This window comes from Pseudomonas sp. DR48 (assembly GCF_019823085.1).
Taxonomy (GTDB): Bacteria; Pseudomonadota; Gammaproteobacteria; order Pseudomonadales; family Pseudomonadaceae; genus Aquipseudomonas.
In genome coordinates, this window is sequence record NZ_CP081946.1 from 668,871 (window position 1) to 685,665 (window position 16,795).

At 59.1% G+C, this 16,795-nt stretch carries 18 protein-coding genes; all 18 read right to left on the bottom strand.

What is annotated here, in order from left to right; genetic code table 11:
* Window positions 1-186: 186 nt before the first annotated feature.
* Window positions 187-978 (bottom strand): amidohydrolase, encoded by a 792-nt coding sequence (locus tag K5K95_RS02990; RefSeq protein WP_222588326.1) that lies wholly within the window; start codon window positions 976-978, stop codon window positions 187-189.
* Window positions 966-2,114 (bottom strand): pyridoxal phosphate-dependent aminotransferase, encoded by a 1,149-nt coding sequence (locus K5K95_RS02995; protein ID WP_222588327.1) that lies wholly within the window; start codon window positions 2,112-2,114, stop codon window positions 966-968. Before K5K95_RS02995 ends, K5K95_RS02990 begins: the two co-directional genes overlap by 13 nt.
* A gap of 145 nt (window positions 2,115-2,259) precedes the next feature.
* The gene (gene der, locus K5K95_RS03000) at window positions 2,260-3,729 is read right to left on the bottom strand and encodes a ribosome biogenesis GTPase Der (RefSeq protein WP_090180494.1); all 1,470 of its coding nucleotides are present in this window, start codon (window positions 3,727-3,729) and stop codon (window positions 2,260-2,262) included.
* A gap of 212 nt (window positions 3,730-3,941) precedes the next feature.
* On the bottom strand, window positions 3,942-5,093 hold the full coding sequence (gene bamB, locus K5K95_RS03005; protein ID WP_222588328.1) for an outer membrane protein assembly factor BamB: 1,152 nt from the start codon (window positions 5,091-5,093) through the stop codon (window positions 3,942-3,944).
* Entirely contained in the window at window positions 5,086-5,727 is a 642-nt protein-coding gene (locus K5K95_RS03010) for a tetratricopeptide repeat protein (RefSeq protein WP_222588329.1), read from the bottom strand. Before K5K95_RS03010 ends, bamB begins: the two co-directional genes overlap by 8 nt.
* 40 nt (window positions 5,728-5,767) lie before the next feature.
* Window positions 5,768-7,057 carry a histidine--tRNA ligase gene (hisS, locus tag K5K95_RS03015; RefSeq protein WP_222588330.1) on the bottom strand — a complete coding sequence of 430 codons (1,290 nt, stop codon included), beginning with the start codon at window positions 7,055-7,057 and terminating at the stop codon, window positions 5,768-5,770.
* 36 nt (window positions 7,058-7,093) lie between these two features.
* Window positions 7,094-8,203, bottom strand: a complete 1,110-nt coding sequence (gene ispG, locus K5K95_RS03020) for a flavodoxin-dependent (E)-4-hydroxy-3-methylbut-2-enyl-diphosphate synthase (RefSeq protein WP_008147751.1) — start codon at window positions 8,201-8,203, stop codon at window positions 7,094-7,096.
* 3 nt (window positions 8,204-8,206) lie between these two features.
* Complete coding sequence (locus tag K5K95_RS03025; protein WP_222588331.1) at window positions 8,207-9,259, bottom strand: helix-turn-helix domain-containing protein; 1,053 nt, start codon at window positions 9,257-9,259, stop codon at window positions 8,207-8,209.
* Window positions 9,259-10,017: a type IV pilus biogenesis/stability protein PilW gene (gene pilW, locus K5K95_RS03030; RefSeq protein ID WP_222588332.1), complete on the bottom strand. Its 759-nt coding sequence runs from the start codon at window positions 10,015-10,017 to the stop codon at window positions 9,259-9,261. Before pilW ends, K5K95_RS03025 begins: the two co-directional genes overlap by 1 nt.
* A 12-nt stretch (window positions 10,018-10,029) precedes the next feature.
* Window positions 10,030-11,178, bottom strand: coding sequence for a 23S rRNA (adenine(2503)-C(2))-methyltransferase RlmN (gene rlmN, locus K5K95_RS03035; RefSeq protein ID WP_046054692.1), 1,149 nt, complete (start codon window positions 11,176-11,178; stop codon window positions 10,030-10,032).
* Window positions 11,179-11,206: 28 nt separating this feature from the next.
* Complete coding sequence (gene ndk / locus K5K95_RS03040) at window positions 11,207-11,632, bottom strand: nucleoside-diphosphate kinase (protein WP_007903599.1); 426 nt, start codon at window positions 11,630-11,632, stop codon at window positions 11,207-11,209.
* 88 nt (window positions 11,633-11,720) lie between these two features.
* Window positions 11,721-11,921, bottom strand: a complete 201-nt coding sequence (gene iscX, locus K5K95_RS03045) for a Fe-S cluster assembly protein IscX (protein ID WP_046820391.1) — start codon at window positions 11,919-11,921, stop codon at window positions 11,721-11,723.
* Window positions 11,922-11,935: 14 nt separating this feature from the next.
* Window positions 11,936-12,277: an ISC system 2Fe-2S type ferredoxin gene (fdx, locus tag K5K95_RS03050; protein ID WP_222588333.1), complete on the bottom strand. Its 342-nt coding sequence runs from the start codon at window positions 12,275-12,277 to the stop codon at window positions 11,936-11,938.
* Between the two features lie 2 nt (window positions 12,278-12,279).
* Window positions 12,280-14,142: a Fe-S protein assembly chaperone HscA gene (hscA, locus tag K5K95_RS03055; protein WP_222588334.1), complete on the bottom strand. Its 1,863-nt coding sequence runs from the start codon at window positions 14,140-14,142 to the stop codon at window positions 12,280-12,282.
* A 51-nt stretch (window positions 14,143-14,193) separates the two neighbouring features.
* The gene (gene hscB, locus K5K95_RS03060) at window positions 14,194-14,715 is read right to left on the bottom strand and encodes a co-chaperone HscB (protein WP_090180469.1); all 522 of its coding nucleotides are present in this window, start codon (window positions 14,713-14,715) and stop codon (window positions 14,194-14,196) included.
* An 8-nt stretch (window positions 14,716-14,723) separates the two neighbouring features.
* A complete protein-coding gene (gene iscA, locus K5K95_RS03065; protein ID WP_007903589.1) occupies window positions 14,724-15,047 on the bottom strand; it encodes an iron-sulfur cluster assembly protein IscA in 324 nt (107 codons plus the stop codon).
* Between the two features lie 34 nt (window positions 15,048-15,081).
* Window positions 15,082-15,468, bottom strand: coding sequence for a Fe-S cluster assembly scaffold IscU (gene iscU / locus K5K95_RS03070; protein WP_003443374.1), 387 nt, complete (start codon window positions 15,466-15,468; stop codon window positions 15,082-15,084).
* A gap of 83 nt (window positions 15,469-15,551) precedes the next feature.
* Complete coding sequence (locus tag K5K95_RS03075) at window positions 15,552-16,766, bottom strand: IscS subfamily cysteine desulfurase (protein WP_222588335.1); 1,215 nt, start codon at window positions 16,764-16,766, stop codon at window positions 15,552-15,554.
* Window positions 16,767-16,795 lie beyond the last annotated feature (29 nt).

A 16,795-nucleotide genomic window follows, 5' to 3' on the forward strand; every position in this document is an offset into this window, starting at 1 on the left:
GGCCCCGAGGTGCGAACCTCGGGGCCTTTTTGTTTGCCTGCGTGTTTTTTGTGCTGCCTGTCCGGCCCCCTTCGCGGGCAAGCCCGCTCCCACAATGTGCTTTGGTGTACACAAAAACTGTGTTCACAACGGTCAACCGTGGGAGCGGGCTTGCCCGCGAAGAGGCCGGCTCAGGCAACGAAAATCTCAGGTGAATTCGAAGGTATCGGCATCCAGATTCGCTGGAAAACGCGTGCGATAAGCCTGCAGATCCGCAGCATTCAGCACCACCTGAAACACCCCATCCGCCTCGCCCGCACTGAGCAATGTCTCGCCCTGGAAATCCAGCACCTGACTGTCGCCGGTGTAGGCAAACCCTTTACCGTCGGTCCCGATGCGATTCACCGCTGCCACATAGCAAAGGTTTTCAATCGCCCGCGCTGGCAGCAAACGGTTCCAGTGCTGGCGCCGGGCACCCGGCCAGTTGGCGGTGTACAGCAACAGGTCGGTGTCTTGCGCATCGCGGCTCCAGACCGGGAAGCGCAGGTCGTAGCAAATCAGCGGCCGCACACGCCAACCCTTGAGCTCGAACTGCACCTGACGCTCACCCGGCGTGTAGTGGTTATGCTCGCCAGCCATGCGGAACAGATGGCGCTTGTCGTAATGCCACACTTCCCCGTCCGGTCGCGCCCAGAGCAGACGATTGCGATGGCTGCCGTCAGCGGCCTGGACAATGATGCTGCCGGTAATCACGGCATCGAGCTTCGCAGCCTGAACCCGCAGCCATTTGCTGGTGGGGCCGTTTTCCGGCTCGCAGAGGGTTTGCGACTCCATGGAAAAACCGGTGGTGAACATCTCCGGCAGGATAATCAGGTCAGCGCCGCGAGCCTGTTCAAGCAACTGCTCGAAATGCTCCAGATTGGCCTGGCGGTCATGCCAGGTCAGGGTCGTCTGGATCAGCGCAACATTCAGATTAGGCAGAGCACTCAAATCACGCATAGTTTTGCCGCTGCTTCACGCAGGGTCTCCTCGCGTTTGGCGAAGCACAGTCGCACAAGGCGCTGGCCTTCGGGCGGGGTCTGGTAGAACACCGAAATCGGGATGCTCGCCACACCATGTTCGCGGGTCATCCACAACGCCATTTCGACATCGTTGAGGTCCGGGCGGATCTGCGAGTAATCAACCAGCTGGAAATAAGTGCCTGTTACCCGCTTGAAGCTGAATCGGGACGGCGCCAGCAGATCGCAGAACAAATCGCGCTTGGCCTGGTAGAAACCAGGGAGCTCCTCGACGTGTTCCGGGTGCTCGGCCATGAAGTCGGTCAAGGCATATTGCAACGGTGTCACGCCGCAGAAACTGACGTACTGGTGCACTTTACGCAGTTCCGCAGTCAGTGCCGGCGGTGCAACCACGTAGCCGGTTTTCCAGCCCGTCACGTGATAGGTCTTGCCAAAGGAACTGACCACGAACGCGCGTTGATACAGCTCTTCGTGATTCAGCACGCTGACGTGAGGCACGCCGTCGAAGACCAGGTGTTCGTAGACTTCGTCGCTGACGATGTAGATGTCGCGGTCTCGAATCAAGGTCGCCAGCTGATCCAGTTCCGCACGGCTGATCAGTGCGCCACTTGGGTTATGCGGAGCGTTGAGAACGATCATTTTCGTGCGTGGCGTAATCGCCGCCGCGAGCTTTTCAAAGTCGATGGCAAAATCGTTGAGGCCCAGTTGCACATGCACGCAACGGCCACCGGCCAGCTCCACCGATGGTTCATAGCTGTCGTAGCATGGATCGAACACGATCACTTCGTCGCCGCTGTGGATAACCGCCTGTATGGCACAGAAGATCGCCTGGGTAGCGCCGGGCGTGACTGTCACTTCATGGTCGGCATCCACGTTGACGCCGTAGCTGCGAGCAATCTTGGCCGAGATTTGCTGGCGCAACGCCGGCAGGCCGGTCATTGGCGAATACTGGTTGTGGCCATTGGCAACATGCCGACCGACCGCATCGCACAGGGCCTGCGGCGCATCGAAATCGGGAAAACCCTGGGACAGGTTGATCGCCCCGGTTTGCGCCGCGAGCTGAGACATCTGAGTGAAGATAGTGATGCCGACATTCGGCAGCTTACTGGTGATCATCGGTAGCCCCTTGCAGGTGAGCTGCAAGTTTCAAGCGACAAGCTGCAAGCGGTCAAGCCTCAAACCATCATGCACAAAAAAGGGCCCTGCACAGGACCCTTTTTGCTTTGACTTGAAGCTTGCAGCTTGAAACTTAAAGCTGCTTCTACTTCTTATCGCGGCGCTTTTTGTCGGCTTTCTTGTGGTGCGACATCATGCGACGCTTCTTGTTGACCTGGCGGTCGGTCAGCGTGGTCTTTTTGCCTTCGAACGGGTTCTCGCCGCCCTTGAACTCGATACGGATCGGCGTACCGACCAGCTTCAACACGCGACGGTAGGTGTTTTCCAGGTAACGAACGTACGACTTCGGCACCTTCTCGATCTGGTTACCGTGGATCACGATGATCGGCGGGTTCGCGCCACCCAAGTGGGCATAACGCAGCTTGATCCGGCGGTTGTTGACCATCGGTGGCGCGTGCTCGCCAACCGCATCTTCCAGAATCTGGGTCAGGCGGTTGGTCGGCCAGCGGGTGACCGCGGACTTGAACGAGTTCTGTACGGACGCGTAGAGGTTGCCCACGCCAGTGCCGTGCAGGGCCGAGATGAAGTGGATATCGGCGTAGTCAACGAAGAACAGTCGACGTTGCAGCTCGACCTTCACGAAGTCGCGCTCGCTTGGCGTCATGCCGTCCCACTTGTTGATCGCGATGACCAGCGCACGACCCGACTCAATGGCAAAGCCCAGCAGGTTGAGGTCGTGGTCCACCACGCCTTCGCGGGCGTCCATCACAAAGATCACCACGTTGGCGTCTTTGATCGCTTGCAGGGTTTTGACCACGGAGAACTTTTCGACTTCTTCGTGGATCTTGCCGCGCTTGCGCACACCGGCGGTGTCGATCAGCGTGTACTTCTCGTCGTTACGCTCGAACGGGATGTAGATACTGTCGCGGGTAGTGCCGGGCTGGTCATAGACGATTACCCGGTCTTCACCGAGCATGCGGTTGACCAAGGTCGACTTGCCGACGTTCGGGCGGCCGATGATTGCGATCTTGATCCCGTCTTTTTCGCTTGGACCAGGAATGCGCTTGGCTTCCTCGCCTTCGGCAACGATCTCTTCCTCGCCTTCTTCCTGCTCGTCTTCGTCTTTCGGGAAGTCGCTCAGGGCGATTTCCAGCATCTGGGTGATGCCACGACCATGAGCACCAGCGATTGGAATCGCGTGGCCCATGCCCAACGGGGCGAATTCAGCGCGGGCCATTTCAGGGTCGATGTTGTCGACCTTGTTAGCCACTACGTAGGAACGCTTGTTACGTTTGCGCAAATGCTCGGCGATCATCTGGTCGGCGGCGGTGAAACCGGCCTTGGCATCTACCAGGAACAGAACGACATCCGCTTCTTCAATGGCCAGCAGCGACTGCTCGGCCATTTTTTCGTCCATACCGTGCTCGTCACCGGAGATACCGCCGGTGTCGACCAGAATGTAGGAACGCCCTTGCCACTTGGCCTCACCGTATTGGCGATCACGGGTCAGACCGGACAAGTCGCCGACGATGGCGTCACGAGTCCTGGTCAGGCGGTTGAACAAGGTGGACTTGCCGACGTTCGGTCGGCCCACCAGGGCGATTACGGGAACCATGCGGCTCTCCACTTCGTTATTTCAGAAAATACAAAAGCCGCTGCGAGGCAGCGGCTGGTGCTCGGGGCAACACTGTGGGAGCGGGCTTGCTCGCGAAAAACCGTAACAGCACCGCGTTTATTCAGGCTGTACGCGTCATCGTTGACGCCCTTCGCGAGCAAGCCCGCTCCCACATGTGCAGCAGCCTGGGGTGTTAACCCCAAGCATAGTTCTTACTTAATGGTCAGGGCTTCCAGCTTGCCACTGTTGCCATAAACATAAATCGTGTCACCCACCACCAGCGGACGGGCACGCAGGCCGTCGCTGTCGATGCGCTCGCGGCCGACGAAGCGACCGTCCACCTGGCTCAGCAGGTGCAGGTAGCCTTCCATGTCGCCGACTGCAACGTAGCTGGAGAACACTTCCGGAGCCGACAGTTGACGACGGGCCAGCGAATCGTTGCTCCACAAGGCTGTGGTGGAACGTTCGTCGACGCCTTCAACGGTGCCCGAGGACAGGCTCACGTAAACGTTGCCAAAACCCTGGGCGACACCGGCATAGCTGGAAGCATCACGCTGCCAGAGCTGACGACCGCTTTCCAGGTCCAGTGCCGCAACGCGACCCTGGTAACTGGCAACGTACAGGGTACCGCCGGACAACAGCAGACCGCCGTCGATATCGACAACGCGCTCCAGTTCCGAACGGCCCTGTGGAATCGCAACCCGTTGTTCCCATACCGGCACGCCGTTGGAAATATCGAGAGCGACCACTTTACCGGTCGACAGGCCAGCCACAGCGAGGCGGTTGGTCACGATCGGTGCGCTGGTGCCGCGCAGGGTCAGGACCGCAGGCGTGCTGTCGTACAACCAGCGCTGGTTGCCGGTGGCGGCATCCAGACCGATCAGACGGTCATCCTGAGTCTGAACCACAACCACATCACCGTTGTTGGCCGGCGGTGCGAGTACTTCGCTGGACACGCGAGCGCGCCATTTCTCTTCACCGTTAATCGCGTCCAGGGCAACGATTTCGCCCTTGAGGGTACCGAACGTGACCAGACCGTAACCCACACCAACGGCGCCGGAAACAGGCAGATCAAGATCCTTCTTCCATTTGACGTCGCCGTTGCTGCGATCCATCGCCATCACCACACCAGTGACGTCCGCGGCATAAATGGTATCGCCGTCGATCGCCGGAACCAGCATGTTGTAGGTTTCGCCCTGACCGTTACCGATCGAACGACTCCACTGCTTGTGCAGAACCACTTCTTCCTTGAAGTCGGTCAACTCGGCCGGAGGCAATTCTTTTTTGCCGTTGCTGCTGCAACCCGCGGCCAAAATGGCGAGAGCCAGCAATGCTGCATGTTTCCAACGAATCACGTCACGCATCCCCTTTGGCCAGGTCGTCCAGCTTGATTTGTAGGCCACCGACTGCCGCTTCATCCGACAGTGCCGCCTTGGCTTTTTGATACGCCGTATTTGCTTCGTCGGTACGACCCAACTGCACCAGCAGGTCACCCTTGAGTTCTTCGCGAGTAGCCAGGAACGCCTTGTCGGCATCGCCTTCGAGCAACTTCAAGGCCTCATCGGCCTTGTTCTGCGCGGCCAATACCTGCGCCAGACGCTGACGGGCAATTTCGCCCAGCGCCGGGTTTGCCGGTTTGTCGACGATGGCTTTCAGTTCGGTGCCAGCATCGTCCAGCTTGCCGCTGTCGACCGCGACTTTCGCCACGAACAGGCTGCCATACTGCGCATAAGCGGTGCCGCCGAACTCGCTTTTAAGCTTGCCGGCCAGATCCGAAACACGGGCAGCGTCAGGCTTGCCGTCAGGCGTCAGCGTGGTTTCCAGCAGTTGCTGATAGAGAATCGAGGCAGTTTGCGACTGATTGCTCTGATACTTGTGAAAGGCCTGCCAGCCGAACACGATGACCAGCGCCAACAGGCCGCCAGTGACCAGGGGCTTGCCGTTGCGTGTCCACCAGTCCTTCAAATCCGCCAGCTGTTCGTCTTCGGTACTCGACACCCCAATACTCCTTAATCGCTAATTCGGCTGTTTGACAGCTTCAACCCTGCACGACGCAGGTGGCCAGGTGTGCAGCAAGCGCATCCCAGGCAATGCTTTGTTGTTCGCCCTGGCCACGCAGGGGTTTGAAACCTACCACTTGCTGGGCCATTTCATCGTCACCGAGGATCAGCGCGTACAGCGCACCGCTCTTGTCGGCCTTCTTGAACTGGCTTTTGAAGCTGCCGGCGCCGGCATTGATCTGCAGGCGCAGGTTTGGCAACTGATCACGCACCTTCTCGCTCAACGTCAGGGCAGCCAGTTCGGCGGCCTCGCCGAAGGCGCACAGATAGACATCGACCTGACGGGAGATTTCTTCCGGGATCTGTTCCAGGGTTTCAAGCAGCAGCACCAGGCGCTCGATACCCATGGCGAAACCTACGCCCGGGGTCGGCTTGCCGCCCATCTGCTCCACCAGACCGTCGTAACGACCACCGGCACATACGGTGCCCTGGGCGCCCAACTTGTCGGTGACCCATTCGAAAACGGTCTTGCTGTAGTAATCCAGCCCGCGAACCAGCTTCGGGTTGATGACATAAGGAATGCCGGCGGCGTCCAGGCGAGCCTTCAGGCCCTCGAAGTGCACGCGGGATTCTTCGTCCAGGTAGTCGGCCATTTTCGGCGCGTCGACCAGGACCGCTTGAGTGTCGGCGTTCTTGGTGTCCAGAACCCGCAGCGGGTTGGTTTTCAGACGGCGTTGGCTATCTTCGTCCAACTGATCCAGGCGGGCCGAAAGGTATTCGACCAGCGCTTCGCGATAACGACCGCGAGACTCGCTGGTGCCCAGGCTGTTGAGTTCAAGCTTGACCGCATCACGGATGCCGAGCTCGCCCCACAGGCGCCAGGTCAGCACGATCAGCTCGGCATCGATGTCCGGACCGTCGAGGTTGAACACTTCGACACCGATCTGGTGGAACTGACGATAACGGCCTTTCTGAGGACGTTCGTGGCGGAACATCGGGCCGATGTACCAGAGTTTCTGCACCTGGCCGCCGCCGGTGATGCCGTGCTCGAGCACCGCACGCACGCACGCTGCCGTGCCTTCCGGACGCAGGGTCAGGGAGTCGCCGTTGCGGTCGTCGAAGGTATACATCTCTTTTTCGACGATGTCGGTCACTTCACCGATGGAGCGCTTGAACAGCTCGGTGAACTCGACGATCGGCATGCGGATCTGCTTGTAACCGTAGTTATCCAGCAAACGCGAGACGGTGCCCTCGAAATGACGCCACAGGGGGGTCTGATCGGGCAGGATGTCGTTCATGCCACGTATGGCTTGCAGAGACTTGCTCACTATAAATCCTTAAATTCGTTCAGCGCTTCAGTCGGGTCAGCCACGCGCGATAACAGCGGCGTCGGCTTCGACCTTTTCGGCCGCTTTCTGGCGGATCAAGCGTTCGAGCTCATCCACCAGATTGTCATTCGTCAGTTTCTGCGACGGTTTGCCGTCGATGTAAATCAGGTTTGGCGTGCCGCCGGTCAAGCCGATATGGGCTTCCTTGGCTTCGCCCGGCCCGTTGACCACGCAACCGATGACCGCGACATCCAGCGGCACCAGCAGATCTTCGAGACGCCCTTCCAGCTCGTTCATGGTCTTGACCACATCGAAGTTCTGCCGCGAGCAGCTCGGGCAGGCGATGAAGTTGATGCCACGGGAACGCAGGTGCAGGGATTTGAGAATGTCGTAGCCGACTTTCACTTCCTCGACCGGGTCGGCCGCCAACGAGATGCGGATGGTATCGCCAATCCCTTCGGCGAGCAGCATACCGAGGCCTACGGCGGATTTCACCGTGCCTGAACGCAAACCACCGGCTTCGGTGATACCCAAGTGCAGCGGCTGGACGATTTCCTTGGCCAGCAAGCGGTAGGCGGCGACGGCCATGAACACGTCGGAGGCTTTCACGCTGACCTTGAAGTCCTGGAAATTCAGGCGTTCGAGGTGCTCGACGTGACGCAAGGCAGATTCGACCAGTGCAGCTGGCGTTGGCTCGCCGTATTTCTTTTGCAGGTCTTTTTCCAGGGAGCCGGCGTTGACGCCGATGCGGATCGGAATCCCGCGGTCTCGAGCGGCATCGACCACCGCGCGCACACGGTCTTCACGACCGATGTTGCCCGGGTTGATCCGCAGGCAGTCAACGCCCAGTTCGGCTACGCGCAATGCGATCTTGTAGTCGAAGTGAATGTCGGCCACCAACGGCACCTTGACCAGTTTCTTGATCTTGCCGAAAGCTTCGGCGGCATCCATATCCGGCACCGAAATGCGCACGATATCGACGCCCGCTGCTTCCAGGCGATTGATCTGGGCTACGGTGGCAGCCACGTCATTGGTGTCGCTGTTGGTCATGCTCTGCACAGCGATAGGTGCATCGCCGCCCACAGGCACGTTACCGACCCAGATCTTGCGGGATTCGCGACGTTTGATTGGAGATTCGCCGTGCATGACTTATTGACCCAACTTCAGGCGAGCAGTCTCGCCACTGGTGAACGGAGCGACATCAACCACCTGACCGTTGTAGCTGACTTGAGCGCCACGGGCGAAGCCCAGACGCACTGAAAACGGTGGTTTGCCGCTGACAGAAACATTTTCGCCTTTGCGCTTGAGACCGCTCAACAACACCTTGCCGGTGCCGTCGCTCACTTGCGTCCAGCAATCAGCCGTGAATTGCAGTTGAACCTGGCCTTGGCCGGCCACCGGAGCAGCCGCTGTGGCTGGAGGAATGGTCGGTGTCACCGATGCGCTTGCCGGCGGGGTCGACACAACAGGGGCTGTCGGCGCAGGCGAGAGCGGTGTCGTGACAGCTGGCGCGGTGCTGTGAGCCGGGGCCGCGACAACTGGTGCGGTGCTATGAGCCGGGGTTGCAGGCGTTGGCGCAGGTGCTGTCGGCGCGGGCGCTTCAGCGGCTGCCGGTGCTTCGGCGGATGTCTCGGCTTGTGGCAATGCAAGTGCGGTGGTGCCTTCAGCCTGACCTTGCGCGACGGCCTGGTCTTCCGGCTCGTCCAGCGGATGGATCTGGGTGGTGCCGTCGGCGCCTTCGACTTCAACGTGTTCCGGAGCCAGGGTGGTCAGGTCCTTGGTACGCGACGAAGTTTGATCCTGCCACCAGACAAAACCACCACCAATCACCGCGATCAGCAACAGCAGGCTCACGATACGCAAAATAGTGTGGGAAACCCGAACCGGCTCTTCGATGCGACCCAGGCTGTGGACATTGCTGCCTTGGGAGTCGGTACCGGTGGATTGGTCGAACTGCTGGACCAGAACGGTCTGGTCCATGCCGAGCAGCTTGGCGTACGCGCGAATATAACCGCGAGCAAAGGTGTGCCCAGGCAGCTTGTCGAAAGCGCCCGCTTCCAGATTGCTCAAGGAATTGACGGTGAGGTTGAGCTTGAGGGCCACTTCGGCCAGCGACCAGCCATTGCTTTCGCGGGCCTGGCGCAAAGTCTCACCGGGGTTAACGCGATTCGCTGCTACAACTTCGGGATGCGCCGCTTTCATCATTGCTCCGACAGGTATTGCTGATATTCCGGCGTGCCGGGATAGAGTCGTTTTAATTGCAGGCCTGCACTTGCGGCCTTGTCGCGATCTTCAAACACTTTTGCCAGCCGAACGCCGAGCAATAGACTACGTGCATTTTGTTCGGTGAGCAGGCTAAAACGATCGTAGTAGTCACGCGCGGGCACATAATGCCTGTCTTCGAAGGACAACTCAGCCATTTCCAGCAATGCACGTGGTTGTTGGCGGTTCAAACGCAGGGCTTTTTCCAGCTGCTGCTTCGCCAGATCACGTTCCCCCAGCTTCGAAGCCGTCATGCCGAGGTTCTCGAACACCCGCGAACGCTCAGGATACAGGGTATCGGCAGCGGCCTGTTCAAAGCGCTCGTAAGCTTCCTTGTAACGTTTTTCTTCGAAAAGAAAGCTGCCGTAGTTGTTCAGTATTCGTGCATCGCCGGGACGCGAAGACAGCGCCTTGCGAAAATGCTCGTCAGCCAGCTCCGGCTCCATCTCAGCCTGGAACACCAGGCCCAACGCCGCATTGGCGTCAGGGTCAGAGCTATCCAGGTCCAGCGCCTTCTTCAACGGCACCTTGGCGCGCTCGGTCATGCCCTGCTGCAAGTAGCCCAAGCCCAGTTGCACGTAGGCGGTGCGCGCTTCATCGCGGCCCTTGCTGGTCTTCATCGGGTTGAAATCGCCCGACAGGACGCAACCAGCACACAGGCTGGCCAGCAGCAACAGCAGCGCAAAGCGCAGGGACATAGAGATCCTCTCTTAATTATTGTTCGCAGCGTTCTGTGCGATATCGTTTTCGGCGCTCAGCTCGCGCACGGCGATATAACGTTCGCTGCGACGGGTGCGATCCAGCACCTGCCCTACCAATTGGCCACACGCGGCATCGATGTCTTCACCGCGAGTGGTGCGTACGGTGACATTGAAACCGGCATGGTGAAGCTGATCCTGGAACCGGCGAATCGCGTTGTTGCTCGGGCGCTCGTAGCCGGAATGCGGGAACGGGTTGAACGGAATCAGGTTGATCTTGCACGGGATGTTCTTGAGCAACTCGATCATCTCAACGGCATGCTCGACCTTGTCGTTGATGTCCTTGAGCAAGGTGTACTCGATGGTCAGCACGCGCTTTTCGCCCAGGGACGACATGTAGCGCTGGCACGACTCGAGCAGCATCTTAAGCGGATATTTCTTGTTGATCGGCACCAATTGGTTACGCAATGCGTCGTTTGGTGCGTGCAGCGACAACGCCAGGGAGACGTCGATGTGCTTGGACAGCTCATCGATCATCGGCACCACGCCCGAAGTGGACAGGGTTACGCGGCGCTTGGAGATCCCGTAGCCCAGGTCATCCATCATCAGATGCATGGCGGCGACGACGTTATCGAAGTTCAGCAGCGGCTCACCCATGCCCATCATCACCACGTTGGTGATGGCACGGTCGGCAGTCGCCGGGATGCTGCCGAACGATTTATTGGCAATCCACACCTGGCCGATGACTTCGGCGGCAGTGAGGTTGCTGTTGAATCCTTGCTTGCCGGTGGAGCAGAAACTGCAATCCAGGGCACAGCCTGCCTGGGACGAAACGCACAATGTGCCGCGTTTGCCCTGGGGAATGTAGACGGTCTCGACGCAGCTGCCGGACGCCACGCGCACCACCCACTTACGGGTGCCGTCGGTGGAGATGTCCTCGCTGACCACTTCGGGACCACGAACTTCAGCAATCACCTTGAGCTTGTCGCGCAAGGCTTTGCTGACGTTCGTCATGGCGTCGAAATCATCGACGCCAAGGTGGTGAATCCATTTCATTACCTGACCGGCACGGAAACGCTTCTCCCCGATTGAGTCGAAGAATTTTTCCATTTCCTGTTGAGTCAGCCCCAGCAGGTTGGTTTTTACAGTCGATGTAGTCATGGATTCACCTTCACTCTTAAGCCAATGCTTAGCGAGTGGTTACTTCAGTAGCTGCGAAGAAGTACGAGATTTCGCGAGCAGCAGCGGCTTCGGAGTCCGAACCGTGTACAGCGTTGGCATCGATGGAGTCAGCGAAGTCAGCACGGATGGTGCCGGCAGCAGCTTCTTTAGGGTTGGTAGCGCCCATCAGCTCACGGTTCAGAGCGATAGCGTTTTCGCCTTCCAGAACCTGAACGACAACCGGACCGGAGATCATGAAAGCAACCAGGTCGTTGAAGAAACCACGAGCGCTGTGCTCAGCGTAGAAGCCTTCAGCTTCAGCTTTGGACAGTTGCTTCAGTTTCGAAGCTACAACGCGCAGGCCTGCTTTTTCGAAACGAGTGGTGATCTCGCCGATGACGTTTTTTGCAACAGCGTCAGGCTTGATGATGGAGAAAGTACGTTGAACAGCCATGGTGTAACTCCAGAAACGGTAATTTGTGAAAAATTAAACCCGCGAATTATACGCGGGTTCTTGGGTATTGCCTAACCTGCAGCGTGGCTCAGTCGCGTTCTTCGATCCAGTGGGCTTGGATAGCCTCCAGGACCTTCTCACCACAATGCTCAGGCTTGTCGTCGAACTCGGGCAATTCCATCACCCATTTGCGCAGATCGACGAAGTTGACCGACATAGGGTCAACATCGGGCTTGCTTTCAGCCAGCTGGATCGCGATCTCCAGCACATCAGTCCACTTGAGACTCATGACAATTCCTTGAATCAGTGCGGCGCTTCGGCTGCATGGTTGAGCGAGTATTTCGGAATTTCGATGGTCAGGTCTTCAGTCCCGACTTTTGCCTGACAGGCCAGACGCGACTGCGCCTCCAGCCCCCAAGCCTTATCAAGATAGTCTTCTTCCAGCTCGTCGGCTTCTTCCAGCGAGTCAAAGCCTTCGCGGACCAGGCAGTGACACGTGGTGCAAGCACAGACGCCGCCGCAAGCGCTTTCCATCTCGATATGGTGTTCGTGAGCCAGTTCGAGGATGGAGATGCCGGGCTCAGCCTCGACAACCATGCCGTCCGGGCAAAACTTCTCGTGTGGCAGAAAAATGACCTGCGGCATCGTTATTCCTCAATCTCATTCAGGTTGCGCCCCGCCAGCGCGGCTTTCACCGTCGAATCCAGGCGGCGGGCAGCAAAGGCGTCGGTCACTTGCGACAGACGCTTGGTCTGCTGCTCGATGGCGTAACCATCGGTACCTTTCATCAGTTCGGTCAGTTCCTGCATCTGCAATTCGATGACCATGCGCTCTTCGGCGTCGAGCAGACGGTCGCCGTCGGCATCGAGGGCACCCTGCACGGCTTCGATCAGACGCTGGGCATCGACCTGATGCTCACGCAGCACGCGGGCGACTTTGTCGTCGTTGGCATGCTGGAACGAATCCTTGAGCATCTTGGCGATTTCGCCGTCGGTCAGGCCGTAGGACGGCTTGACCTGGATGCTGGCTTCAACGCCCGAACCCAGCTCGCGAGCCGAAACACTGAGCAGACCATCGGCATCGACCTGGAAGGTCACGCGAATTTTCGCCGCACCGGCCACCATCGCCGGAATGCCGCGCAATTCGAAACGTGCCAGGGAGCGGCAGTCGCTGATCAGCTCGCGCTCGCCCTGCAGGACGTGAATCGCCATGGCCGACTGGCCATCTTTGTACGTGGTGAAGTCCTGGGCGCGGGCAACGGGGATGGTGGTGTTGCGTGGAATCACCTTCTCCATCAGGCCGCCCATGGTTTCCAGGCCCAGGGACAACGGAATGACGTCGAGCAAAAGAAGTTCGCCGCCGTCGCGCTTGTTGCCCGCCAATGTATCGGCCTGGATCGCAGCACCAATGGCCACCACTTGATCCGGATCGATTTCGGTCAACGGCTGACGACCGAAGGCTTCGGCAACCGCTTCGCGAACACGCGGCACGCGAGTCGAACCGCCGACCATGACCACGGCGTGCACTTCTTCCAGCTCGACGCCGGAATCACGCACTGCGCGACGACAGGCTTTCAAGCTGCGAGCAACCATCGGCTCGATCAGCGCGTTGAAAGCTTCGCGAGTCAGCTCGGCTTTCCAGTCGCCATAAGCGACCTCAACGGAGGCGGCATTGGTCAGCGCTTCCTTGGCCGCACAAGCGGCTTGCAACAGATGACGCTGCGCACCCGGATCGAGGTCGGCGGACAAACCGGCGCTCTCGATGATCCAGCCAGCGATCGCGTGATCGAAATCGTCGCCGCCCAGGGCGCTGTCGCCGCCGGTGGCCAGCACTTCGAACACTCCGCCTGTCAGGCGCAGAATCGAAATATCGAACGTACCGCCGCCCAGGTCATAAATGGCGACCAGGCCTTCGGCGTGTTGATCCAGACCGTACGCCACGGCGGCGGCAGTCGGCTCATTGAGCAAGCGCAGCACGTTCAGACCGGCCAGTTTGGCCGCATCCTTGGTGGCTTGGCGCTGGGAATCATCGAAATAGGCCGGAACGGTGATCACCGCGCCCACCAACTCGCCACCCAACGTCGCTTCGGCGCGCTGACGCAGCACTCTGAGGATATCGGCGGAGACTTCAACCGGGCTTTTCGGCCCCTGAACCGTGTCGATGAACGGCATGTGCGATTCGCCGCCGACAAAGCGATACGGCAGTTGATCGCCCAATTGCTTGACGTCGGACAGACCACGACCCATCAAGCGCTTGACCGACAGCACGGTGTTCAAGGGATCGGTAGCGGCAGCCAGCTTGGCCGACTCGCCAACTTCGACGCGGTCGGCGTGGTAGCGCACGGCGGACGGCAGGATGACCTGCCCGTCAGCGTCGGCCAGGGGCTCGGAAAGACCACTGCGCAACGCAGCGACCAGCGAATTGGTAGTGCCCAAGTCGATCCCCACAGCCAGACGACGCTGGTGCGGTTGAGGACTTTGGCCGGGTTCGGCGATCTGCAGTAGGGCCATCGTGATCAGGACTTATCTGTATATCAGGCGTGCGACCGGAGCGGCACTGGGTTAATCGTCGAGGCGCTCTTCTAACTGGCGCACTTCGTAGGTGAGCTTGTCGAGGAACTGCATGCGCCGCATCAGGCGTTCGGCCTGCTCACGTTGCGCTGCATCATTCCAACAGGCTGCGAAGCTTTGGTTCAGCTCATCCTGCGCCGTTTTCAGGCGACGCTTGAACGCTGCAATACCGGCCATGTCGGCGCTGTCTTGCAGGTCTTCGAGCTCTTCACGCAACTCCATCTGTTGCAGAAGAAACTCCGGATCATGCACCGTGACCTCCAGCGGCAGCTCGCGACCGCCCATGGCGAGCAAGTAACGCGCGCGCTTGGGGGGACTTTTGAGCGTCTGGTAGGCCTCGTTGAGGCTCGCGGATTGCTCTAGCGCCAGCCGTTGCTCGCGCTCGGAAGCGTCCGCAAAACGGTCCGGATGAACGCTGCGCGCCAACTCACGGTAGCGCGTAGCCAGCTGGTCGAGATCCAGATTGAAGCTCGGTTGCAGCTCAAATAAAGCGAAATGACAAAGAGTACCCACAAGCAGCCTCAGATGTTGAAGCTTTCGCCGCAGCCACATTCACCGCGCACGTTGGGGTTGTTGAACTTGAAGCCTTCGTTCAACCCTTCCTTGACGAAATCGAGCTCGGTGCCGTCCAGGTACGCCAGGCTTTTAGGGTCGATGATCACTTTCTCGCCGTGACTTTCGAACACCTGATCCTCTGCAACCACCTCGTCGACAAACTCCAGCACGTAGGCAAGGCCGGAACAGCCTGTGGTACGAACACCCAGGCGAATCCCCTCACCTTTGCCGCGCCCGTTGAGGGAGCGTCGCACGTGTTGAGCAGCCGCTTCTGTCATGCTGATAGCCATCGGTGACTCCTTACTCGTCGCCAAATCTTGAAAGTCAGATCAAGCCTTTCTTCTGCTTGTAATCGCGAACGGCCGCTTTGATAGCGTCTTCTGCGAGTACGGAGCAGTGAATTTTTACCGGCGGCAGTGCCAGTTCTTCGGCCAGCTGAGTGTTCTTGATGGTCTCTGCTTCATCCAGAGTCTTGCCTTTCATCCACTCGGTCGCCAGGGAGCTGGAGGCGATAGCCGAACCGCAACCGTAGGTCTTGAACTTGGCGTCTTCGATGATGCCTTGTTCGTTGACCTTGATTTGCAGACGCATTACGTCGCCGCAAGCTGGCGCGCCGACCATGCCGGTGCCGACATCCGGGTCTTCCGCGTCCATCTTGCCGACGTTACGCGGGTTTTCGTAGTGGTCGATGACCTTTTCGCTGTAAGCCATGATTCTTAATCCTCACTCATCAGAGAGTCGCTCTTGAGCCCTGCACCCGAAGGTTCACAGGGCCGGTTGGCGGCGACTTGAAATCAGTGTGCCGCCCACTCGATTTTCGAGATGTCGACACCGTCTTTGTACATGTCCCACAGCGGCGACAGGGTGCGCAGCTTGGTAACGGCCTCGCAGACTTTCTTCGCGGCGTAGTCGATTTCTTCTTCGGTGGTGAAACGGCCGAAGGTGAAGCGGATCGAGCTGTGTGCCAGTTCGTCGTTGCGGCCCAGGGCGCGCAGTACGTACGAAGGCTCCAGCGATGCCGAGGTGCAAGCCGAACCGGACGAAACCGCCAGATCCTTGAGCGCCATGATCAGCGACTCGCCTTCAACGTAGTTGAAGCTCAGGTTCAGGTTGTGCGGTACGCGAGCGGTCATGCTGCCGTTGACGTACAGCTCTTCCAGGCCTTCGACCTGCTTGAAGAAACGGTCGCTCAGCGCTTTGATGCGCACGTTCTCGGCAGCCATGTCTTCCTTGGCTACGCGGAAAGCTTCACCCATGCCGACGATCTGGTGGGTCGCCAGGGTGCCGGAACGCATGCCACGTTCGTGACCGCCGCCGTGCATGGTCGCTTCGATGCGAACACGCGGCTTGCGGCTGACGTACAGCGCGCCGATGCCTTTAGGGCCGTAGGTTTTGTGCGCCGAGAACGACATCAGGTCGACTTTCAGCTTCGACAGGTCGATTTCGACCTTGCCGGTGGACTGAGCAGCGTCGACGTGGAACAGGATGCCCTTGGAACGGGTCAGTTCGCCGATGGCTTCGATGTCGTTGATGGTGCCGATTTCGTTGTTCACGTGCATGACCGAGACCAGGATGGTGTCGTCGCGCAGCTCGGCTTCAATCATTTCAGGGGTGACCAGACCATCGGTGCGAGGCTCGATGTAGGTCACTTCGAAGCCTTCACGCTCCAGTTGGCGCATGGTGTCGAGGACAGCCTTGTGCTCAATCTTGGTGGTGATCAGGTGCTTGCCCTTGGTGGCATAGAAATGCGCCGCACCCTTGATAGCCAGGTTGTCGGACTCGGTGGCACCGGAGGTCCAGACGATTTCACGCGGATCGGCGTTGACCAGGTCAGCGACCTGACGACGAGCGTTTTCGACGGACTCTTCAGCTTTCCAGCCGAACACGTGGGAACGGGACGCCGGGTTACCGAAGTTTCCGTCGACCAGCAGGCATTCACTCATCTTTTGCGCGACACGCGGATCAACCGGGGTGGTCGCAGAGTAATCAAGGTAAATCGGCAATTTCATGGACTATCTCCTAAATCAGGCTGGCTGGC